The sequence below is a fragment of the Paraburkholderia sp. BR10141 genome (assembly GCF_056155635.1).
Genome location: NZ_JBMIQH010000001.1, coordinates 144968 through 166916, shown reverse-complemented (window position 1 = coordinate 166916; position 21949 = coordinate 144968). Strand labels below are relative to the sequence as shown.

Sequence of the window (21949 nt, the reverse complement as noted above, 5' to 3'; positions counted from 1 at the left end):
GAATGCGCCCGTTTTCGCTGGTCGTTACATGCCTGCCATGCACATGTACTTGATCACCACGTAGTCGTCCACGCCGTAGTGCGAGCCTTCGCGGCCGAGGCCTGACTGCTTCACGCCGCCAAACGGCGCGACTTCGTTCGAGATCAGGCCGGTGTTGATGCCCACCATGCCGTATTCGAGCGCTTCGGCCACGCGCCACACGCGGCCGATGTCGCGGCTGTAGAAGTAAGCGGCGAGACCGAATTCGGTATCATTCGCCATCCTGATCACTTCGTCATCGGACGAGAAGCGGAACAGCGGTGCGAGCGGCCCGAAGGTTTCGTCGCGCGCGACCTTCATCGCGGGCGTGACGCCGGTGAGGATGGTCGGCTCGAAAAAGCCGTGGCCGAGTGCGTGGCGCTTGCCGCCCGTGGTCACCTGAGCGCCTTTCGCGAGCGCATCTTCGATATGCGATTCCACCTTCAGCACGGCCGCTTCGTTGATGAGCGGGCCTTGCGTCACGCCGGCCTCCGTGCCGAGGCCGACCTTGAGTTTTTCCACCGCGTCGCGCAGTTTGGCCGCGAACGCGTCGTACACGGCGTCGTGCACGTAGAAGCGGTTCGTGCATACGCAGGTCTGGCCGCTGTTGCGATACTTCGAGGCGATGGCGCCAGCGACGGCCGCATCGAGATCGGCGTCTTCGAACACGATGAACGGCGCGTTGCCGCCCAGTTCCAGCGAGACCTTCTTGACCGTCGAGGCGCACTGGCTCATGAGCAGGCGGCCAACCGGCGTCGAGCCCGTGAAGGAGAGCTTGCGCACGGTCGGGTTGCTCGTGAGCTCGCCGCCGATCGCCTTCGGGTCGCCCGTCACGACGCTGAACACGCCGCGCGGGACGCCCGCACGCTCGGCCAGCACGGCCAGCGCGAGCGCCGAGAACGGCGTGGCTTCGGCGGGCTTGAGCACGATCGGGCAGCCTGCCGCGAGTGCGGGGCCGACCTTGCGGGTGATCATCGCGGCGGGGAAATTCCACGGCGTGATCGCGGCGCACACGCCCACGGGTTCCTTCGTCACGACGATGCGCTTGTCGTTGGCGGGCGTGGGGATCGTGTCGCCATAAATACGCTTGCCTTCCTCCGCGAACCATTCGAGGAACGACGCGGCATAGCCGATCTCGCCCTTCGCCTCGGCGAGCGGCTTGCCTTGTTCCGTGGTGAGGATGAGCGCGAGGTCGTCGGCGTTTTCCATCATCAGGTCGTGCCATTTGCGCAGGATGACACTGCGCTCCTTCGCGGTCTTCGCGCGCCATGCGGGCCATGCGGCGTTCGCGGCGGAAATCGCGCGGCGCGTTTCGGCGGCGCCCATGCGCGGCACCGTGCCGATCACCGCGCCGGTGGCGGGGTTCTTGACTTCGAACGTAGCGCCGTCTTCGGCGCCTTGCCATTCGCCGTTGATAAAGGCGCTGGTTTGCAGCAGCGATGCGTCTTTCAGATTCATGCTTGCACTCCGGACTGACTTCGATTCATTTAGAACGACGAACGGCACAGCGGCAAGCGCCGGTGTGCCGTTTCGCGGATGGCCCGCTGCTCGCGGGCCAGCATGTGGTGGAGGCTTACGCCGGCACGCCCACGGCTTCCTTGACAGACTCTTCGAGGATCGCGAGCGCTTCGTCGAACACGGCGTCCTGGATCGTCAGCGGGAACAGGAAACGCACGACGTTCGAATACACACCGCAAACGAGCAGCAGCAGACCGCGATTCAGGGCTGCCGTTTGCACGCGCTTCGTGAAGTCGGCGTCGGCTTCGCTCGTGCCCGGTTTGCAGAACTCAACCGCGTTCATCGCGCCGGGGCCGCGCACGTCGGCGATCTGCGGCACGTCGGCCTTCATCGCGTTGAGTCTGGCCTTGAGCTTGTCGCCGAGCTTCGTGGCACGCTCGCAGAGCTTTTCCTCTTCGATGATCTCGATCACCGCGTGCGCCGATGCCACAGCCAGCGGGTTGCCCGCGTACGTGCCGCCGAGGCCGCCAGGCGCCGCCGCGTCCATCACTTCCGCGCGGCCCACCACGCCCGAGAGGGGCATGCCGCCTGCCAGGCTCTTGGCGATCGTCATGAGGTCCGGCGTGACGTCGTAGTGTTCCATCGCGAACAGCTTGCCGGTGCGCGCGAAGCCCGTTTGCACTTCGTCGGCGATCAGCAGGATGCCGTGCGTGTCGCAGATCTTGCGCAGCCCGCGCACGAAATCGGCCGGCGCCTGATAGAAGCCCCCTTCGCCCTGCACTGGTTCGAAGATGATCGCGGCGACGCGCTTCGGATCGATGTCGGCCTTGAACAGCATCTCGATGTGCTTGAGCGAGTCGGCCGTGCTGATGCCGTGGACCGAGTTCGGGTAGGGGGCGTGGTACACGTCGGCCGGGAACGGGCCGAACGCGAGCTTGTAAGGGGCGACCTTGCCCGTGAGCGCCATGCCCATCATCGTGCGGCCGTGGAAGCCGCCCGCGAAGGCGATCACGCCCGGACGGCCCGTATGGGCACGTGCGATCTTGACGGCGTTTTCGACGGCTTCGGCGCCCGTCGTGAAGAAGGCGGCCTTCTTGGCGAAGCTGCCCGGCGCGCGCTGGGCGACCTTTTCGGCCAGCGAGACGTACGACTCGTACGGCACGATCTGGTAGGCCGTGTGCGTGAACTGGTCGAGCTGCGCCTTGATGGCGGCGACGATCTTCGGATGGCGGTGGCCCGTGTTGCACACGGCGATACCGGCGGCAAAGTCGATGAAGCGGCGGCCTTCCACGTCCCACAGCTCGGCGTTTTCGGCGCGCTCGGCGTAGAAGTCGCACATCACCCCCACGCCGCGCGGGGTAATGGCGTTCTTGCGGCTTTGCAGATCGGCGTTCTTGCTCACGTTCATCTCCTGTGGAATCGGTGTCAGTTCTGAAGTTGGTTGGCGGACCGGCAAGCAGTCCATGTCGCGACTATACTCACGTTTGGCTCTAAATTTCAGAGCCATTCAGTGCAATCTTTAGGAGCCAATTTCGATGCGTGCGAGTGTTCTGTCCGATTGGCTGGCGCAACGGCTCGACCGCGGAAGCGCCCAGCCGGTGTACCGGCAACTGCACAAGCTGCTGCAGCAGGCGATCCTCTCGCGCGAACTGCCGGCAGGGGCGCGGGTGCCGTCGTCGCGGCTACTGGCGGCCGAGCTGGGAATTGCACGCAATACCGTGACGCAGGTCTACGAACAATTGGTGCTCGAAGGCTATGTCACATCGGCGACTGGGCGCGGCACCTTCGTGGCGGACACGTCACCCGACGAAATCGTGGGGGCGACTGAAATTGGCTCCATGCAGACGCGGACAAATGGAGGCGCTTCAGGAGCCGCGCTACCTGCGGGGAAAGTCGCAACTAACAGCCAGAGCGCAAAGGGCACGGACGCGCTTGCCGCGGCGGCGCCCGGAGCCGCATCGACAAGCGGAATGGAAGCCGCCACTCAGACGCAACGGTCCACGGCGCGCGCCCTCTCGGCACGCGGCACGCGCCTGATTACCAGCGCGGGCGTCTCGAAGCGCCAGGGCGGCGCGTTCATGCCCGGCGTGCCCGATGTCTCACGCTTCCCGGCGCGCGTATGGACGCGTCTGCACAACAAGTACTGGCGCAGTCTGCGCCCGGACCTGCTGACCTACGCACCCGGCGGCGGCCTCGCGCTGCTGCGCCACGTACTGGCCGACTACCTGCGCACCTCGCGCTCGGTGCGCTGCTCGCCGGAGCAGATCATCATCACGACGGGTATTCATCAGTCCATCGACCTGGCCGTGCGTCTGCTCTCCGATCCCGGCGACACCATCTGGACCGAAGACCCGTGCTACTGGGGCGTACGCAGCGTGCTGCATGTCTCGGGCCTCAACACGCGGCCGATCGCCGTGGACAGCGAAGGGCTCAACCCGTCGGCGGGCGACTTCGCCGCGCCGCCGCCGCGGCTCATGCTCGTCACGCCTTCGCACCAGTACCCGCTCGGCATGGTGATGAGCCTCGCACGCCGGCGCATGTTGCTCGAGTACGCGCGCCAGCATCAGTGCTGGATCATCGAGGACGACTACGACAGCGAGTTCCGTTACGGCAGCCGCCCGCTTGCGTCGTTGCAGGGGCTCGATACGGCGGGGCAGGTGATCTACGTGGGCAGCTTCGGCAAGACGCTGTTTCCGGGCCTGCGCGTGGGTTATCTCGTTGCGCCGGAAGCGCTGGCGGAAAGCTTCGCGACCGCGAGCGCCGAGCTGTATCGCGAGGGGCAATTGCTGCAGCAGGCTGTGCTCGCAGAGTTCATCGCCGAAGGCCATTTCACCTCGCACATCCGCAAGATGCGCGCGCTTTACGGCCAGCGCCGCCAGGTGCTGCTGGACGCCGTTGCGCGCCGCTACGGCGACGCGTTGCCCGCGATGGGCGGCGACGCGGGCCTGCACGTCGTGATGCAGTTGCCCGAAGGCAGCGACGACCGCACCGTGGCCGAAGCCGCGCTCGCGCGCAATATCGTGGTGCGGCCGCTTTCGGGGTATTACTCGTCGCGCGAGCGCGCGAACCCGGGCTTGCTGATCGGCTACGCCTGCGTGCCCGACGAGGAGATTGCACCGGCGTTCGACACGCTTGCCGAGGCGATCGATACGACGTTGCCCGCGTTCGTATGAGCGAAGCGGTCGCTGCGGCGCAGGCCAATCACAGCCGGATCAGCACCGCCCCGCAGATCACGAGCGCGCAAGCCACCATGCGGCGCGCCGTGAGCTTCTCGTTCATGAAGAGCCAGCCGATCAGCACGGCGAAGCGCGTGCCGTTGCGGCCGCAATCGTGTGATCATTCCAGCGAACGCGTCTGGCCGCCAGAAATAGGGAAAAGCCGCACGAGCCGTCGTTGTGTTTCTATTCGGCTCGCGCGGCTTTCGAGGGAGCGCGTCAGATCACGCGCGCACGCAGTCTTGCGGAGATCAGGTCGATGGCCGTGACCACGACGATCACCATGATGAGCACGGCGCTGGTCTGCTGATAATCGAACGAGCGGATTTCCTCATACAGCACGACGCCGATGCCGCCCGCGCCCACCATGCCCACCACCATCGCCGAGCGCACATTCGACTCGAAGCGGTAGAGCGCATACGAGATCCACAGCGGCATGACCTGGGGCAGCACGCCGTAGACGATCTCGTCGAGCGGCGAGGCGCCCGTCGCGCGCACGCCTTCCACGGGGCGTGGGTCGATGGCTTCCACCGCTTCCGCAAAGAGCTTCGCGAGCACGCCTGTCGTGTGCACCCACAAGGCGAGCACACCGGCGAACGGCCCGAGGCCCACGGCCACGATGAAGAGCATCGCGAATACCATCTCGTTGATGGCGCGGCACGCGTCCATCAAACGGCGCACGGGATGCAGCACCCACGCGGGCGCGAGATTGTGCGCCGACATGAGCCCGAACGGCACTGCGCAGACGATGGCGAGTGCCGTGCCCCACAGCGCCACCGCGATCGTGACCCACATCTCCTGGGCATACGTGCGCCATTCCGTAAAGTCCGGCGGGAAGAAGCCGCGCGCGAACGTGCTCATATTCGCGGAGTCGGAGAAGAGGTCGAGCGGGCGCATGTCGGCGCCGCGCCACGCCACGCCGAGGAGCACGAACACGATGGCCCAAAGCGCGAGCGAGGACCAGCTGCGCTTGCCTGTGAGGCCGCGCGCCGCTAGGGCGGCCGCTTGCGGCGCGGCGGCGACGTTCGGCGTCGCCGCCGGCCCGGCAGCGGGCCTTGCGACTTCTGCCTGCGGCACGGCGCGTGAGCTGTCGAAATCCATCGCGCCCATTACTGCTTCGCAGGTGCGGCGAGCGCGCCGATCTTCGCGTCGATGGCCGCGATCTGGCTCTTGCGGTCGTCGTCGGAGAGATGCGTGTCGGCGGCGATCTTCTCTTTCTGCTGGAACAGCGCGACCTGGCGGATCGGCAGGAGCTGCGCGTCGGTGGCGGGCGCGAAGCCTGCGTAGCCGGTGATATCGGCCATGATCTTCTGCTCGCGCGGATCGGTCTTGGCGTAGTGGTAGAAGAAGTCGCGCAGCTTCTGCTTGGTGGCCTCAGGCAGATCCTTGCGAAACACGAGCGGATCGGACGGAATGAGCGGCGAGGTCCACAGCACGCGCACCTGGGCAAAGCGGTCCGGGTGCTTCTGTTGCAGCGTGGAAAGCTCGATGGTGTTGTTGGTGGCGATGTCCACCTTGTTGTTCACCACGGCGAGCAGGTTCGCTTCGTGGCTCGAAGGCAGCACGGTCTTGAAGTTCGTCGCGTTCACCGAAACGCCGTGCTTCGCGAAGAGGTAATAGCCCGGAATCAGCGTGCCCGAAGTCGAATTGGGGTCGCCCCAGCCGAGCGTCAGATCCTTCGTATTCTTGAACACATCGTCGATCGACTTCACACGGCTGTTCACGTTGGTGATGAGCACCGACTTGTAGCCGGCATCGCCGTTCGCGTAGAGCACCTTCGCGAAGATCTCGCCATTCGAGCGGTCCACGGCTTCCATGGCCGAAGCGTTGCCGAAGTAGCCGATCTGCACCTTGTTGAAGCGCATGGCTTCGATGATGCCCGAGTAGTCCGTAGCAAAGAACGCATTCACATGCAGGCCGGTCTGCTTGTTCAGGTCGTCGATGAACGGTTGCCAGCGTTGCTTGAGCACCGCCGACGAGTCGGTCGAGATGATGCCGAAGCTGAGATCTTCCGCGTGAGCGGCCGCGCTGCCGAGCGAGGCAAACGCGACGGCGCCGGCGGCGCACCAGGAGAGCATGGAGCGGAACAGGTTCATTGGGGCGGTCCGTGGTGAGTAAAAACGTTGCGGGTTGGAAAAGGGTTGGGTTGCGCGATCAGGCTGCGCGAGGCTGCGCGCCGAAGCGCGTTGCCGCGGACGGCGCAGCATCGGGTTCGAGCAACTCGCGCGCGGCGTTGCCATAAAGCTGTTGCAGCAGGGCGGGCGTGAGCGCCGACGATGCGCCGTCGTACACCACGCGCCCGTCGCGCAGCGCGATCGTGCGCGGGCAGTACTCCATGGCGATATCCACCTGATGCAGCGAGACGACCACCGTCAAGCCGTGATCGCGATTGAGCATGCGCATCATGTCCATCACGCGGCGCGACGATGCGGGGTCGAGCGAAGCGATGGGTTCGTCGGCGAGAATCAGGCGCGCGCGCTGCACGAGTGCGCGGGCGAGCGCCGCGCGCTGCTGCTGGCCGCCCGAGAGGTTCGAAGCGCGCTCGGCGGCCTTGTGCGCGATGCCGACCTCGCCGAGCGCGGCCAGCATCAGCTCGCGCTCGGCGCGCGGAAAGCGGCCCGTGAGGCGTCGCCAGAGCGGCAGCCGCGACAGCGCGCCGATCAGCACATTCGTTTCGACCGTGAGGCGATGCACGAGATTGAACTGCTGAAACACGAAGCCGATGTCGCGGCGAATGCGGCGCACTTCGCGCACGATGCGGCCGTCCTGCTGAATAGGACGACCAAGAATCTCGATGCGCGAAGGCTGCGGGTCGGAAGCCGTGAAGCCCGCAATATGGCGGAGCAGGGTCGATTTGCCCGAGCCCGATGCGCCGATCAGCGCGACCATTTCGCCAACGCCTACGCGCAGGTTGATTTCGTCGAGTGCCTTGCGGCCGCTGTCGAAGCTTTTCGAGAGGCGTTCGATGCGTATGGCGTCCATAACAATCCGTCGCTGTGTAGTCGAGGGCTCATTCTAGGAAGGGACTGTGACGGTTGAGTGAAGGTGTCGCGACGTCTAGACGACTACATGTCTTGCGGCCTTCTAGCCGCGAAAAAATCGCGAGGGATGTGACAGGGACATGACGCCAAACATCTGTCACGCTCAATACCGCGGGAAGCGGCTATATTGATGGGCAACGTACGTGCTGTCCCTGGTTTTACTGACTTATTGCTGACTCATTGTCGACAGAGGTGGCACTCGGAAGGCCAGTTGTAGACAAAGCGGCCGCACGCGGCGGCGCGACCTGGGCGGCCCTACCTGGGCGGCCCTACCTGGGCGGCCCCACCTAGGCGGCCCCATCCAAACAAGCGACGAAACCCGGCGCCATATGCAGGCACTGAGCTTCCTACCCGATAGCTTCGAGGAATACGAGGATCTCAAGATGATCCTCGATGCCGGCGCACGCTGGCTCGACATTCGCAGCGAGGGCGAAGTCGAGGTGCGCGGCCGCACGTTTCCTCTCTACGTGGCGGCCATCGGCTCGCGCGATCCGGCCGCACCCGGCATTGGTTTTTTCGGGGGCATCCATGGGCTCGAGCGCATTGGCTCGCAGCTCGTGCTCGACTACATGCGCGCGCTCGTGGGGCGTCTCGCCTGGGACGAACTGCTCCTGCGCCAACTCGAGTCCGTGCGCATCGTCTTCGCGCCGATTCTCAATCCCGGCGGCATGTGGCTCGCCACGCGTGCAAATCCGAACGGCGTCGACCTCATGCGCAACGCGCCGCAGGACGCCGACGAGCGCGTGCCCTTTCTTGCGGGCGGCCAGCGCGTCGGCTCGTGGCTGCCGTGGTATCGGGGGCGGCGCGGCGCGGCCATGGAGATCGAGGCGCAGGCGCTCCTGAAGATCGTCGACGAAGAACTCACGCGGCGCCCGCTTTCCTTCGCGCTCGACTGCCATTCCGGTTACGGCTGGACCGACAGCATCTGGTTTCCATACGCACGTACGCGCCGTCTCATCCGCCATCTGCCCGAAATGTACGTACTCAAGACGATGTTCGAGCGCGCGCATCCGCATCACGGCTACACCTTCGAGCCGCAGAGTCACCAGTATTTGCTGCACGGCGACTTGTGGGATTGCGCATACGATCGCGCGCCCGACAGCAACATCTTCCTGCCGCTCACGCTCGAATTGGGCTCGTGGTTGTGGATCAAGAAGAACCCGCGTCAGATCTTTTCGCGCCAGGGCATGTTCAATCCGCTCTTGCAGCATCGCACCGCGCGTGTGTTGCGGCGCCACGCGAATCTGTTCGAGTTCCTCACGCGCGCCGCGTATTCCTCGCAGCGCTGGTTGCCCGAGGGTGTGATCCGCGATGAGGTGCTGAAAAGCGCGATCGGGCACTGGTATCGCAAGCCGGGCACATGAGCGAACCGTGGATCCTGCTGCGCGGCCTCACGCGCGAATCGCGCCACTGGGGCGCGTTCGCCACGCTGCTTGCGGCCCGTGACGGCGTGCTGCCCATCGACCTGCCGGGCAACGGCACGGCGGTGCACGAACGCTCGCCGCTCGCGGTGGACGACTACGTGGACACGCTGCGCGCCCAGGCGCTGCGGTACGGGGCGCGCCAGCCATACCGCGTGCTGGCGATGTCGCTGGGCGGCATGGTGGCGACGGCGTGGGCGCTGCGCTACCCCGACGAAATTGGGCGGCTCGTGCTCGTGAACACGAGCATGCGGCCGTTCAGCCGCGTGGCCGAGCGCTTGCGGCCGTCGGCGTGGGCCGCCCTCGTGCGCGTGGCGCAGCATTGGGATGGCCGCGACACCGGCGGCATTGCCGAGACGCTGATCTACGGGCTCACCTGCGCGCGCCGCGACACGCTCGCTGCCGACCTCGAAACGTGGCGCGCGATCCGCGCGAGCGCCCAAGTGAGCCGCGCGAACGCGCTGCGCCAGCTGGCCGCCGCCGCGCGCTTCAAGGCGCGCGCGGTGCCGCGCTGCGCGGTGCTGGTGGTGTCGTCGCGCGGCGACCGGCTCGTGAACCCCGTTTGCTCCGCGCGGCTCGCGCGGGCCTGGGGCGCGCCGCACGTGGCGCATCCGTGGGCGGGGCACGACCTGCCGCACGACGATCCGCAATGGCTCGTCGATACGCTCCACGCGGGCGACGTCGCCGGGAACGCGGCGGACCAGGCCGCCGGGCGCGGCTGAGCGGTGCCGCGGCGTGTGCGCGCCGCCCGCATCGCCAGTCCGGCGATTGCCCCATAATACGAAAACTCATCCGGCACTTTCAGGACGATTTCCAGACATGAACGACAAACCCGCCATTGGCGCCGCCGTGCCGCGCCTCACGAGCCTTTCGCACGGCGGCGGCTGCGGCTGCAAGATCGCGCCGGGCGTGCTTTCTGCGCTGCTCGCCCGCAGCACCCCGCTCACCACCGCGTTTCCGAACCTGCTGGTCGGCACCGAGACCGCCGACGACGCCGCCGTCTACAAGCTCAACGACGAGCAGGCCATCGTCGCGACGACGGACTTTTTCATGCCGATCGTCGACGATCCGTACGACTTCGGCCGCATCGCCGCGACCAACGCGCTCTCGGACGTCTACGCCATGGGCGGCAAGCCGATCCTCGCGCTGGCACTCGTGGGTATGCCGATCAACGTGCTGCCGCACGATGTGATCGCGCAGGTGCTGCGCGGAGGCGAGGATGTGTGCGCGGCGGCGGGCATTCCCGTGGCGGGCGGCCATTCGATCGACTCCGTGGAGCCCATTTACGGCCTCGCGGCGCTCGGCGTCGTGCATCCCTCGCGCGTGAAGCGCAACGCATCGGCAAAAGCCGGCGACGTCCTCGTGCTCGGCAAGCCGCTCGGCGTGGGCGTACTTTCCGCCGCGCTCAAGAAGGAAATACTCGGCGACGCGGGCTACAAGGCGATGGTCGCCGCCGCGACCCTGCTCAACAAGCCGGGCGCAACGCTCGCGGAACTACCGGGCGTGCACGCCATGACCGACGTGACGGGCTTCGGCCTGCTCGGCCACACGCTCGAGATCGCGCGCGGCGCGAATCTCACCGCGCGCGTGCACTACGCCGAGCTGCCGTGGCTGCCGGGCGTGCAGAAGTTCGTCGACGACGGCGTGTACACGGGCGCGTCGGGCCGCAACTGGGCCTCGTACGGCGACGCCGTCACGCTCGCGCCCAGCCTGCCCGAAAGCGCGCGCACGCTGCTCACCGACCCGCAAACCTCGGGCGGCCTGCTCGTGGCCTGCGCGCCGGAAAACGTGGACGACGTGCTGGCGATCTTCCGCGCGGAAGGCTTTGGCGACGCTCGTGTGATCGGCGAACTGAGCGAAGGCCCGGCGCGCGTGGACGTCGCATGAGGACCGTATGAGCGGAGAATCGCCGAAAGCCATCTTCTACGCGCTCGCTGCGAACTTCGGCATAGCGGTCTGCAAGTACGCTGCCGCGGCGTTCACGGGCTCGGGATCGATGTTCGCGGAGGCGATTCACTCCACGGCCGACTGCGGCAATCAACTGCTTTTGCTGTTCGGCCTGCGCCAGTCGCGCGAGCCGCCCACGCCGCTGCATCCCATGGGCACGGGCCGCGCGATCAACTTCTATTCGCTGCTCGTGGCGCTGCTGCTGTTTTTCGTGGGCGGCGCGTTCTCGGTCTACGAGGGCGTGCATCGGCTGATCGCGCGCGAGCCGTTGCGATTCGTCTATGTGGCGCTCGTCGTGCTCGGCATTTCCGTGGTGCTCGAAGCGTTTTCGCTTTATGGCGCGATGCGTGAAATTCGCAAGGGCGCGCCCACGAAATCGCTGTGGCGCTGGGCGCGCGAAACGCGCGATTCCGACCTGCTCGTCGTGGCGGGTGAAGACATCGCGGCGCTGGCGGGTCTCGCCATTGCGTTCGCCGCCGTGCTGCTCACGGTCATCACGGGCAATCCGGTATGGGATGCGTGCGGCTCGATCGGCGTGGGCATTTTGCTCATGCTGATTGCGTGGTTTATCGCGCGTGAAGTGAAGTCGATGATCGTCGGCGAATCGGCCGGCCCGGAAATGCGGCGCGATATCGAATCGTTCCTGCGCGCGCGGCCCGAAATTCAAAGCATCATCAGCCTCATTACCCTGCAATGGGGCAAGGAGGTGATGGTGGCGGTGCAGTGCGAAATGCTCGAGTACGACCACAGCCGCACCATGGTCGAGGCGATCAACGCGATCGAAGCCGACCTGCAGGCGCGCTTTCCTCTTGTGCGCTGGGTGTTTTTCGAGCCGGATTTCGTGAACCGGTAATGCAAGGGCCCGGCGGTTGCAAAACCGCCGGGCCCTTGCACACGAGTCACATCTTCACGCGCGCTTCACATTTCAATGCCGAAACGGCGTCCACACGGGCGTGGTGTTGTCCCACTGCTCGAGTTCGGAAGGTACGGTCGGATTCATATTGGACTCCTACGTTTTTTGTCTTGCAATCGAAATGCCGGTGCGTCTTGCGGGCTTATTCGGCCGCCTGCGCGACGCGCTGGGCGCGGTTCGCGCGGCTTTCCTGCAGCGCGATGCGTTGCGCTTGCGTGCGGCCGATCAGGCTTTGCTCGGGGTAGCTCGTCTTGTTAAGCGAGGGCAGCGTGCCGTCGCGATACGCGGCGGCAATTTCCGCCTTCACTTCAGCGCGGGTTTTCGGCGCGCTGTTGTCCTGGGCGAAGACCGAGGCGCTTGCGGCGAGCGAGAGGACGAGCGTGGCGCCAATGGCAGTTGCGAGAGTGCGTTTCATGATCTGCTCCTTTTGTACTGGTGCCACGTGGGTCGCGGCGACAGGAGCAAATGTAGTTGCGCAGCCGTTTGCGATAAACGGCCGGAACGCGAAAGCAATTGTCGAAAATCCGGAACAATCGCTGCGCCGCGCCCGCGAAAGCCTCTGCGGGCGCGGCTTCGAGGGTTGGCGCAGCGCGACGGCGTTACGCCGCTGAGCTTATGCGGCCCATTCCGAAATGACAGGCGTTTCGAGCGCTGGCGCGTTTTCGCGCTCTTCGAGCGTGCGCATCGTGCAGGCCTTGTCGAGCGAGGCGCGGCCGCTCAGCAGTGGGCAGCGGTCGAACACCTCGGCGATCCAGTCCACGAACACGCGCACTTTGGGTGACAGATGGCGGCTGTGCGGATAGACGGCCGAAATCGGCATGGGCAGCGGCTTGTAATCGGGCAAGACCTCGACTAGCGCACCCGACTTCAGGTGCGGCAGCACCATGTAGCGCGGCCCCTGGATCAGGCCGAAGCCTTCGATGCCGCAGGTCACATAAGCGTCCGCGTCGTTTACCGAGACCATGCTCTTGAGCTTGACCTCCACTTCCTTGCCGTCGACGAGAAACGCCCAGTCCATCACGCGCCCCGTACGCGACGAGAAGTAATTCACGGCGCGATGCTCGGCCAGTTCTTCGAGCGTCTGCGGCATGCCGTGGCGCTCCAGATACGACGGCGCCGCGCACGACACGCCTTCGAAAATGCCGATGCGCCGCGCGACCAGCGACGAATCCTGCAGCGCACCCACGCGCACCACGCAGTCCACGCCTTCCTGCAGCAAGTCCACGGGGCGATCGGATAGCCCGAGTTGCAGGTCGATGTCCGGATAGCGCCCGTGGAATTCGCACAGCGACGGAATCACGATGAGCCGCCCGATCGAGCCGGGCATGTCGATGCGCAGCTTGCCGTGCGGTTTGCGGTTGCGATCCTGGAATGTGGTTTCCGTTTCCTCGACGTCCGCGAGAATGCGCACGCAGCGCTCGTAGTACGCGGCGCCATCGGGCGTGAGCGACAGACGGCGCGTGGTGCGGTGCATGAGGCGCACGCCGAGAAACGCTTCGAGATTCTGAATGATCGTCGTGACCGACGCGCGCGGCATGTCGAGCGTTTCGGCAGCACGCGTGAAGCTGTTGGTATCGACGACGCGGGTGAACACCTGCATGGCCTGAAGGCGGTCCATTGCCACTCTCCAAAAAGCTTCGGTCGCACGGCGCGCGGCGTTCGAAACTAACGCCCGCGCAGAAAGAGGAGACAGATTGTTCAGGTGCGCCGAATTGTGTTGCCGGATTATAGGCATTTATTTGCAAGTCTGCCGAACCCACAATTCGCCTCATTCGAATCTACTCTCGCGCATTGCGCCGATTTGACATGGATGTCTTTAAACGCCCAACGTCTTGGACCTCCGCGGAGGAAGCGCCGCTGGCCGAAGTGCCCGCGGCCTTGCCTGCTACCGCGTCCGCCAAGCCTGGCAAGGTGCGCGCGGTGCTCACGACCGACGTGGCAATCGAAGGCTACGCCCAGCAGATTCCGCTGCGGCTGTACCGTCCCGAAGCCGCGAATGGTCTGCCGGTGTTGCTGTATTTCCACGGCGGCGGCTTTGTGCGCGGGTCCATCGAGGAAGCGGATGCGGTGGGGCGGTTTCTCGCAGAACGCTTACCAGCGCTCGTGGTGAGCGTCGGGTATTCGCTCGCGCCCAGGCACCCGTTTCCCGCCGCCCCCGAAGATGCGCATCGCGCGGCGCTGTGGGCGCTTACGCGGGCCCGCGCGTTCGGCGGCAACCCGAAGCGCGTGATCGCGGCGGGCCACGACGCGGGCGGCCAGATCGCCAACGTGCTCGCCTTCATGGGCCGCGATCGCGGCGACGTGAAACTCGCGGCGCAGGCATTGTTTGCGCCGATGCTCGATCCGAGCCTCACGCGTCTTGGCGACGAGGCGCGCCTGGGCTCCGATATCACCGCAAGCGAATGCGCGGCGTGTTATCGCGCGTATCTGCCCGATGCGACGCAGCGCATGCATCCGTACGCGGCGCCGCTCGAATCGCTGCGTCTTGGCGGCTTGCCGCCCACGCTCATCGTGACCGCACAGAACGACGTGCTGCACATCGAAGCGGAGAAGTACGCTAGCCGCCTGATCGACGCGGGCGTGCGCACCCAGGTGGTGCGCTACCCGAGCGTCTCGCACGCGAATCTCGCGGCGCATCCGGCCGCGCTCAGCGAAGCCGTACGGTTTTTCCAATGTTGCTTCGACGCGGGCGCGTCATAGACGAAGCACCTTGCGGCGGTGCTGCCGAACCAGTGAAGAACATCAACCATTATTTCTGGAGTCCGACATGTCACTTTTTTCGCAATCCCGAACCCGTATCGCGCTAGCGGTCATTGGCGTGCTGGTGGTCGCGGGCCTCGGCACCCTCGGTGCCATCCGCCTCGACTCGCACCCTGCCGTTGCCGCTGAAGCGCCGCCTGCACCCGAGGTCGACGTCGCACCCGTGCTCAATCGCACGATCACCGACTGGCAGACCTACTCGGGCCGCATGGCCGCCGTCGAGAAAGTGGAGATACGTCCGCAGGTTTCCGGCACGATCGTCTCCGTGAACTTCCGTGACGGCGCGCTCGTGAAGCAGGGCGAGACCCTGTTCGTGATCGACCCGCGCCCGTACCAGGCGGCCGTCGATCAGGCCGCTGCGCAGCTTGCCGCCGCGCAGGCGCGCACGGGCTACGCGCAAAGCGACTGGGAGCGCGCTCAGCGTCTGATTGGCGATAACGCCATCGCCAAGCGCGATTACGACGAGAAGCAGAACGCCTCGCGCGAAGCGAACGCGAATCTCAAGGCCGCGCAGGCCGCCCTCGAAGCCGCGCAGATCAACCTGGGTTACACGCGCATCGTCGCGCCGGTTGCCGGACGTGTGTCGCGCGCCGAGATCACGGTGGGCAACGTCGTATCGGCAGGGGCAAGCGCCGCGCCGCTCACGACGCTCGTTTCCGTTTCGCCCATCTACGCCGAATTCGACGCCGACGAGCAGACCTATCTCGACTACATCAGCCACATGAAGAACGGCTCGAAGGTGCCTGTGGAACTGGGTCTGGCGAACGAATCGGGCTATTCGCGCACGGGCACGATCGAGTCGGTGGACAACCGTCTCGACACCACGTCGGGCACCATCCGCGTGCGCGCGCGCTTCGACAACGCCGACGGCGCGCTGGTGCCGGGGCTTTACGCACGCATCAAGGTGAGCGGCAGCGCCCCGCACCCGGCGCTGCTCGTGGACGACGCCGCCATCGGCACCGACCAGGACAAGAAGTTTGTTTACGTCGTCGATAACAGCGGCAAGATCGCCTACCGCACGGTGCAAACGGGCGGCCAGCAGGGCAACCTGCGCGTGATTCTGGGCGGCCTGAAGGCGGGCGACCACGTGGTGGTGAACGGCACGCAGCGCGTGCGCCCCGGTGAAGCCGTGCGCTCGCACATGGTGCCGATGAATGGCGACCCCGACGCCGATTCGTCCAGCACGGCAGCGAACCCCGGCGCCAAGGCAGCGAAAACGTCCTGACGAGCGGCGGGCGTAGGCGATCGCGGCCTGCGCCTGTGCTTCCGTCAGGATGACTAAGCAGCAAGATTCGCGTCAAATTGAGCGTCATGAACAAGAGCAACCCATGAACATATCGAAATTCTTCATCGACCGGCCGATCTTCGCGGGCGTGCTGTCCGTGCTGATCCTGCTGGCCGGCGTGATCGCGCTGTTCCAGTTGCCGATCTCCGAGTATCCCGAGGTCGTGCCGCCTTCGGTGGTGGTCCACGCGCAGTATCCGGGTGCGAACCCGAAGGTGATCGCCGAGGCCGTCGCCGCGCCGCTCGAAGAGCAGATCAACGGCGTCGAGAACATGCTGTACATGCAGTCGCAAGCCAATAGCGACGGCAATCTCACGCTCACGGTCACGTTTCGCCTCGGCACCGACCCGGACAAGGCCACGCAGCTCGTGCAGAACCGCGTGAACCAGGCGCTGCCGCGCCTGCCGGAAGACGTGCAGCGCCTCGGCATCACGACCATCAAGAGCTCGCCCACGCTCACGATGGTGGTGCACCTGATCTCGCCGGACAACCGGTACGACATGACGTACCTGCGCAACTACGCGCTGCTCAACGTGAAGGACCGACTCTCGAACATCCAGGGCGTGGGCGAGGTGCAGCTGTGGGGCTCGGGCGACTACGCCATGCGCATCTGGCTCGATCCGCAGAAGGTGGCACAGCGCAATCTCACCGCGAACGACGTGGTCAACGCGATTCGCGAGCAGAACGTGCAGGTGGCGGCCGGCGTGATCGGCGCCTCGCCTAGCGTGCCTGGCACGCCGTTCCAGCTCAACGTGAATGCCCAGGGCCGTCTGCGCACGGAAAGCGAGTTCGGCAACATCATCGTCAAGACGAATCCCGATGGCGGCGTGACGTACCTGCGCGATATCGCGCGTATCGAACTGGCGGCCTCCGAATATGGCCTGCGTTCGCTGCTCGACAACAAGCCGGCCGTAGCGCTCGCCATCAACCAGGCGCCGGGGGCGAACTCGCTCGCGATTTCGGACCAGGTGCGCGCGGCGATGAAGGAGCTCAAGCAGGACATGCCCGCGGGCGTGGATTACAAGATTGTCTACGACCCCACGCAGTTCGTGCGCTCCAGTATCGAAGCCGTCGTGCATACGCTGCTCGAAGCGATCGCGCTCGTGGTGATCGTGGTGATCGTGTTCCTGCAAACGTGGCGTGCCTCGATCATTCCGTTGATCGCAGTGCCGGTCTCGATCGTCGGGACGTTCTCCTTGCTGCTTGCGTTTGGGTTCTCGATCAACGCGCTATCGCTGTTCGGGATGGTGCTCGCCATCGGCATCGTGGTTGACGACGCGATCGTGGTCGTCGAAAACGTGGAGCGCAATATCGCCAGTGGGTTATCCGCGCGCGATGCAACCTACAAGGCCATGCAGGAAGTGAGCGGGCCGATCATCGCCATTGCGCTCACGCTCGTGGCCGTGTTCGTGCCGCTCGCGTTCATGAGTGGTCTCACGGGCCAGTTCTACAAGCAGTTCGCGATGACCATCGCGATTTCCACGGTGATCTCGGCGTTCAACTCGCTCACCCTTTCGCCCGCGCTTTCGGCGCTGCTGCTGCGTGGTCACGGCGAGAAGGAAGACTGGCTCACGCGTGGCATGAACCTCGTGCTGGGCGGCTTTTTCCGCCGCTTCAACCGGGTGTTTCATCGCGGCTCGGAAAGCTATGGGCGCGGCGTGAACGGCGTGCTGCGCCACAAGGGCGCGATGCTCGCGGTCTACGTGGTGCTGATCGCCGCCACGGTGCTGATGGCGCGTATCGTGCCGGGCGGCTTCGTGCCCGCGCAGGACAAGGAGTATCTGATCGCGTTTGCGCAATTGCCCAACGGCGCCGCGCTCGACCGCACCGAGAACGTGATTCGCGACATGAGCGCCATTGCGCTCAAACAGCCCGGCGTGGAAAGCGCCGTGGCGTTCCCCGGCCTGTCGGTGAACGGCTTCACGAATAGTTCGAGCGCGGGCATTGTGTTCGTCACGCTCAAGCCGTTCAAGGAACGCAAGGGCAAGGCGCTGTCGGCCGGTGCGATTGCGGGTGCGCTGAACCAGCAGTACGCCAGCATCAAGGATTCGTTCATCGCCGTGTTCCCGCCGCCGCCGGTGCTCGGCCTCGGTACGCTGGGCGGCTTCAAGTTGCAGCTGGAGGACCATGGTGCGCTCGGCTACGAGGCGCTCAACCGCGCGACCCAGGACTTCGTCAAGCGCGCGGCGCAAACGCCGGAGCTGGGCCCGACGTTCACGAACTATCAGATCAACGTACCGCAGCTGAACGTCGATCTCGACCGCACGAAGGCGAAGCAGCTCGGCGTGCCGGTCACCGACGTCTTCGACACGATGCAGATCTATCTGGGTTCGCTCTACGTGAACGACTTCAACCGCTTCGGACGCGTGTATCAGGTGCGCGTGCAGGCCGATGCGCCGTTCCGCCAGCGCGCCGACGACATTCTGCAACTGAAGACGCGCAACGCCGCGGGCGAGATGGTGCCGCTCTCGTCGCTCGTCACGGTGACGCCCACGTACGGCCCCGAGATGGTGGTGCGCTACAACGGCTACACCGCGGCCGACATCAACGGCGGCCCGGCGCCCGGTTATTCGTCGGGCCAGGCACAGGCGGCGGCGGAACGCATTGCGGCTGAAGTGCTGCCGCGCGGCGTGAAGTTCGAATGGACCGACCTCACCTACCAGCAGGTGCTGGCGGGCAATGCGGGCATCTGGGTGTTCCCGATCAGCGTGCTGCTCGTGTTCCTCGTGCTGGCGGCGCTCTATGAGAGCCTGACACTGCCGCTCGCGGTGATCCTGATCGTGCCGATGAGCGTGCTGTGTGCGCTAACGGGCGTGTGGCTCACGCAGGGCGACAACAACATCTTCACGCAGATCGGCCTGATGGTGCTGGTGGGACTCGCTTCGAAGAACGCGATTCTGATCGTCGAGTTTGCGCGCGAGCTGGAGCATGACGGACACACGCCGCTTACCGCTGCCATCGAGGCGAGCCGCTTGCGTCTGCGCCCGATCTTGATGACGTCCATCGCGTTCATCATGGGCGTGGTGCCGCTCGTGCTCTCCAGCGGCGCGGGTTCGGAAATGCGTCACGCGATGGGCGTGGCCGTGTTCTTCGGCATGCTCGGCGTGACCGCGTTCGGCCTGTTGCTGACGCCGGTGTTCTACGTGGTGCTGCGCACACTCGCGGGCGGCAAGATTCACGTCGCGCAGAAGGACAATGCGCGCAAGCCGCAATCGATGGTCGACGCGTAAGGCGACAAGGGAAAATGAACAACATGACTAACGAATCCATCTTGCGCTATCGCGCGAATGCCGCGCCGGGAGGCGGGCATCTCGCGCGTATCACACGAATCGCGGCGAGCGTCGCGCTCTTTGCCTGGCTCGCGGCATGCTCGGTCGAGCCGACCTACAAGGTGCCCGACGCTGCCGTGCCCGCGGCCTACAAGGAAGCGCCGCAGCAAACGCAGAGCACGAATCCGCACGATGTGGGCACGTGGACGCCGGCGCAGCCCGCCGACGGCACCCATCGCGGCGAATGGTGGACGGTGTTCGGCGACCCGACACTCGACAAGCTCGAGCAGCAGGCGCTGGAAGCGAACCAGGACCTCAAGGCGGCGGCCGCGCGCGTGCAGCAGGCGCGCGCCGTGACACAGGCTGCGCGCGCCTCGTGGTTCCCGTCGATCGATGCGGGCTTCGGCCCGACGTATCAGCGCGCCTCGCCGGCTTCGCTGTATTACCCGCAAAATTACAATGTGCCCGCTCAAACGCTGTGGCGCGCACAGGCTACGGCAAGCTATGAAGTCGACTTGTTCGGCCGTGTGAGTTCGAACGTTCACGCGGCGCAGGCGGACGCCCAGCAAAGCGAAGCCCTGTTCCTCTCGGTGCAGCTCGCCTTGCAGGCCGATGTCGCGCAGAACTACTTCCAGCTGCGCCAGTTCGACTCCGATGTCGATCTGTACCGTCGCACGGTGTCGCTGCGCGAAGACGCGCTCAAGCTCGTCGATCGCCGCTTCAAGGAAGGCGACATCAGCGCGCTGGACGTGGCGCAGGCGCGCAACGAACTCGCGAGCGCACGCGCCGACGCGGTGGGCGTCGCACGTCAGCGCGCGGCTTCGGAGCACAGCCTCGCGATCCTGCTCGGCAAGGCGCCCGCGGACTTCACGTTCCCCGAAACGCCGCTCGCACCGGTCGTCGTGCAGGTGCCGCCGGGTTTGCCCTCCACGCTGCTGGAGCGCCGCCCCGACGTGGCCGCCGCCGAGCGCGCCATGGCGGCCGCGAACGCACGCGTGGGGCTCGCGAAGTCGGCGTTCTTCCCGCAGCTCAACATCACGGGTGCAGCGGGCTTCGAGTCGGCCACGCTCGGCGACCTGTTCATGTGGTCGAGCCGCGCGTTCCTGCTCGGGCCGCTCGCGGGTACGGCGCTCACGCTGCCGCTGTTCGACGGCGGCCGGCGCAAGGCGAATCTCGCCCAGTCGCGCGGCAAGTATGAAGAAGATGTTGCGCAATACCGCCAGCAGGTGCTCGTGGCCTTCCGCGAGGTCGAGGACAATCTCTCCGACCTGCGCCTGCTCGACGACCAGATCCGCGAGCAGAACGACGCGGTGAGCGCTTCGCGGCAGTCGGCGCAGCTTTCGCGCACGCAGTACGAGGAAGGCGAGGTCAGCTATCTGAACGTGATCGACAGCGAACGGACGGTGCTCGTGTCGCAGTTGCAGGCCAGCCATCTGCAGGGCTCGCAGGCCGTGGCGACGGTCAACCTGATCCGCGCGCTCGGCGGCGGCTGGGGCGACGCGAAGCCCGGCGACGCTACGCCGCCTCCGCCGGCGCCGCTCGCGGCGCGCTAAGCCGCGCCTTACAGCCCGCATAACTAGCCGCAACGCTCGCCGCCTGTGCATATCGCAGGCGGCGATTTCCTTTGCGCAATCGCTTCGTAGACCCGGCCCCGCCGCCCCCCTATCATCGTCTGGACCCATCTGGAGCCAACGCGATGGGCCCTCATCGCGTCGCTCCTCACTGAACGAAGTCCAACTTCCATCGAGGAACGCGATGATCCGTGCCGTGCGCGCCGTGGGGCGCCCTTCCTTTTTCCAGCGCTTCGGCCTGCTGACGGCAATCGCCGTGTCGCTTGCGGCGGCGGCGCTCGACGCGCACGCCGACACCGCTACGCTCAAAATCGGCATTGCCACCACGCCACAAACGCCCGCGCTCCAGGAAGCGGCGCGCGAGGCGAAGGCGGAGGGCGTGGACGTGAAGATCATCGAATTCACCGACTGGAACACGCCCAACGCCGCGCTGGCGAACAAGGATATCGACGCCAACTACTTCCAGCACAAGCCGTTTCTGGAAAACGCCGAACTGCAGGGCGGCTACAAGTTCGTCGCCATCGCGCCGGGCACGATCATGAAGATCGGCCTGTATTCGAAGAAAGTGAAACGCTTCGAAGATCTGAAGGATGGCGCGACGGTCGCGATCGCGAACGATCCCGTGAACGGCGGCCGCGGCCTCCTGCTGCTGCAGCGCGCGGGCCTCATCAAGCTCAAGCCGGGCGTGGACTATCGCGCCACGACGCTCGACATCGTCTCGAATCCCAAACACCTCAAGATCGTGCAACTCGAAGCGTCGCAACTCGCGCGCTCGCTCGACGACGTCGATCTCGCACAGGGCTACCCGAGCTTCATCAAGCTCGCGGGCACTACCGATCCGAACAGTGCGCTGCTCTTCGACGGCGTCGAGAACAAGGCGTTTGCGATCCAGTTCGTCGTGCGGCCCGAGAGCGTGAACGATCCGCGCATTCGCAAGTTCATCGACATCTACCAGCATTCGCCGGCCGTGCGCAAGGAGCTCGACAAAGCCTTCGGCAACCTCTACGCGGTCGCCTGGTAAAGCGCGCGCAATCTACGCACGAGGAGAGCAG

Annotated in this window: 17 protein-coding genes and 1 pseudogene; 10 read left to right on the top strand and 8 right to left on the bottom strand. The window is 65.6% G+C overall.

Annotated features, from left to right (window positions below):
• Positions 1 to 24: 24 nt before the first annotated feature.
• Positions 25 to 1476, bottom strand: coding sequence for an NADP-dependent succinate-semialdehyde dehydrogenase (gene gabD / locus ACOJB8_RS00800; protein WP_368605457.1), 1452 nt, complete (start codon positions 1474 to 1476; stop codon positions 25 to 27).
• Between the two features lie 115 nt (positions 1477 to 1591).
• Positions 1592 to 2884, bottom strand: coding sequence for a 4-aminobutyrate--2-oxoglutarate transaminase (gene gabT, locus ACOJB8_RS00795; protein WP_069261675.1), 1293 nt, complete (start codon positions 2882 to 2884; stop codon positions 1592 to 1594).
• 127 nt (positions 2885 to 3011) lie between these two features.
• On the opposite strand from gabT, the gene pdxR reads away from it, so the two are divergent.
• Positions 3012 to 4649 (top strand): MocR-like pyridoxine biosynthesis transcription factor PdxR, encoded by a 1638-nt coding sequence (pdxR, locus tag ACOJB8_RS00790; protein ID WP_475010550.1) that lies wholly within the window; start codon positions 3012 to 3014, stop codon positions 4647 to 4649.
• Between the two features lie 28 nt (positions 4650 to 4677).
• On the opposite strand, the pseudogene ACOJB8_RS00785 reads toward pdxR, so the two are convergent.
• The 4 genes and pseudogenes from ACOJB8_RS00785 to phnC all read right to left on the bottom strand — a co-directional run.
• A pseudogene (locus tag ACOJB8_RS00785) lies at positions 4678 to 4782 on the bottom strand (EamA family transporter); the annotation flags it as partial.
• 128 nt (positions 4783 to 4910) lie between these two features.
• On the bottom strand, positions 4911 to 5801 hold the full coding sequence (phnE, locus tag ACOJB8_RS00780) for a phosphonate ABC transporter, permease protein PhnE (protein WP_342946762.1): 891 nt from the start codon (positions 5799 to 5801) through the stop codon (positions 4911 to 4913).
• Positions 5801 to 6787, bottom strand: coding sequence for a phosphonate ABC transporter substrate-binding protein (phnD, locus tag ACOJB8_RS00775; protein ID WP_368728009.1), 987 nt, complete (start codon positions 6785 to 6787; stop codon positions 5801 to 5803). Before phnD ends, phnE begins: the two co-directional genes overlap by 1 nt.
• 58 nt (positions 6788 to 6845) lie before the next feature.
• The gene (gene phnC / locus ACOJB8_RS00770) at positions 6846 to 7673 is read right to left on the bottom strand and encodes a phosphonate ABC transporter ATP-binding protein (protein ID WP_254316685.1); all 828 of its coding nucleotides are present in this window, start codon (positions 7671 to 7673) and stop codon (positions 6846 to 6848) included.
• Positions 7674 to 8061: 388 nt separating this feature from the next.
• On the opposite strand from phnC, the gene ACOJB8_RS00765 reads away from it, so the two are divergent.
• The 4 genes from ACOJB8_RS00765 (at position 8062) to ACOJB8_RS00750 (ending at position 11953) form a co-directional block, all read left to right on the top strand.
• Entirely contained in the window at positions 8062 to 9096 is a 1035-nt protein-coding gene (locus tag ACOJB8_RS00765; protein ID WP_069261679.1) for a M14 family zinc carboxypeptidase, read from the top strand.
• Positions 9093 to 9875 carry an alpha/beta fold hydrolase gene (locus tag ACOJB8_RS00760; protein ID WP_475010545.1) on the top strand — a complete coding sequence of 261 codons (783 nt, stop codon included), beginning with the start codon at positions 9093 to 9095 and terminating at the stop codon, positions 9873 to 9875. The genes ACOJB8_RS00765 and ACOJB8_RS00760 overlap by 4 nt, the downstream gene beginning before the upstream one ends.
• A gap of 97 nt (positions 9876 to 9972) precedes the next feature.
• Positions 9973 to 11040, top strand: a complete 1068-nt coding sequence (selD, locus tag ACOJB8_RS00755; RefSeq protein ID WP_342946760.1) for a selenide, water dikinase SelD — start codon at positions 9973 to 9975, stop codon at positions 11038 to 11040.
• Between the two features lie 7 nt (positions 11041 to 11047).
• A complete protein-coding gene (locus ACOJB8_RS00750) occupies positions 11048 to 11953 on the top strand; it encodes a cation diffusion facilitator family transporter (protein ID WP_368682510.1) in 906 nt (301 codons plus the stop codon).
• Between the two features lie 202 nt (positions 11954 to 12155).
• On the opposite strand, the gene ACOJB8_RS00745 is transcribed toward ACOJB8_RS00750, so the two are convergent.
• Both ACOJB8_RS00745 and ACOJB8_RS00740 read right to left on the bottom strand, forming a co-directional pair.
• Positions 12156 to 12428, bottom strand: coding sequence for a DUF4148 domain-containing protein (locus tag ACOJB8_RS00745; RefSeq protein ID WP_475010541.1), 273 nt, complete (start codon positions 12426 to 12428; stop codon positions 12156 to 12158).
• A gap of 198 nt (positions 12429 to 12626) precedes the next feature.
• The gene (locus ACOJB8_RS00740; protein ID WP_069261683.1) at positions 12627 to 13631 is read right to left on the bottom strand and encodes a LysR family transcriptional regulator; all 1005 of its coding nucleotides are present in this window, start codon (positions 13629 to 13631) and stop codon (positions 12627 to 12629) included.
• 188 nt (positions 13632 to 13819) lie between these two features.
• On the opposite strand from ACOJB8_RS00740, the gene ACOJB8_RS00735 reads away from it, so the two are divergent.
• From ACOJB8_RS00735 to ACOJB8_RS00715, 5 genes are all read left to right on the top strand, one after another.
• Positions 13820 to 14713: an alpha/beta hydrolase gene (locus tag ACOJB8_RS00735; protein WP_083245001.1), complete on the top strand. Its 894-nt coding sequence runs from the start codon at positions 13820 to 13822 to the stop codon at positions 14711 to 14713.
• A 67-nt stretch (positions 14714 to 14780) separates the two neighbouring features.
• Complete coding sequence (locus ACOJB8_RS00730) at positions 14781 to 15998, top strand: efflux RND transporter periplasmic adaptor subunit (protein WP_069261684.1); 1218 nt, start codon at positions 14781 to 14783, stop codon at positions 15996 to 15998.
• Between the two features lie 103 nt (positions 15999 to 16101).
• A complete protein-coding gene (locus tag ACOJB8_RS00725; protein ID WP_342946757.1) occupies positions 16102 to 19287 on the top strand; it encodes an efflux RND transporter permease subunit in 3186 nt (1061 codons plus the stop codon).
• A gap of 23 nt (positions 19288 to 19310) precedes the next feature.
• Positions 19311 to 20879: an efflux transporter outer membrane subunit gene (locus ACOJB8_RS00720; RefSeq protein WP_368728006.1), complete on the top strand. Its 1569-nt coding sequence runs from the start codon at positions 19311 to 19313 to the stop codon at positions 20877 to 20879.
• A gap of 202 nt (positions 20880 to 21081) precedes the next feature.
• Positions 21082 to 21918, top strand: coding sequence for a MetQ/NlpA family ABC transporter substrate-binding protein (locus tag ACOJB8_RS00715; protein ID WP_368728005.1), 837 nt, complete (start codon positions 21082 to 21084; stop codon positions 21916 to 21918).
• Positions 21919 to 21949 lie beyond the last annotated feature (31 nt).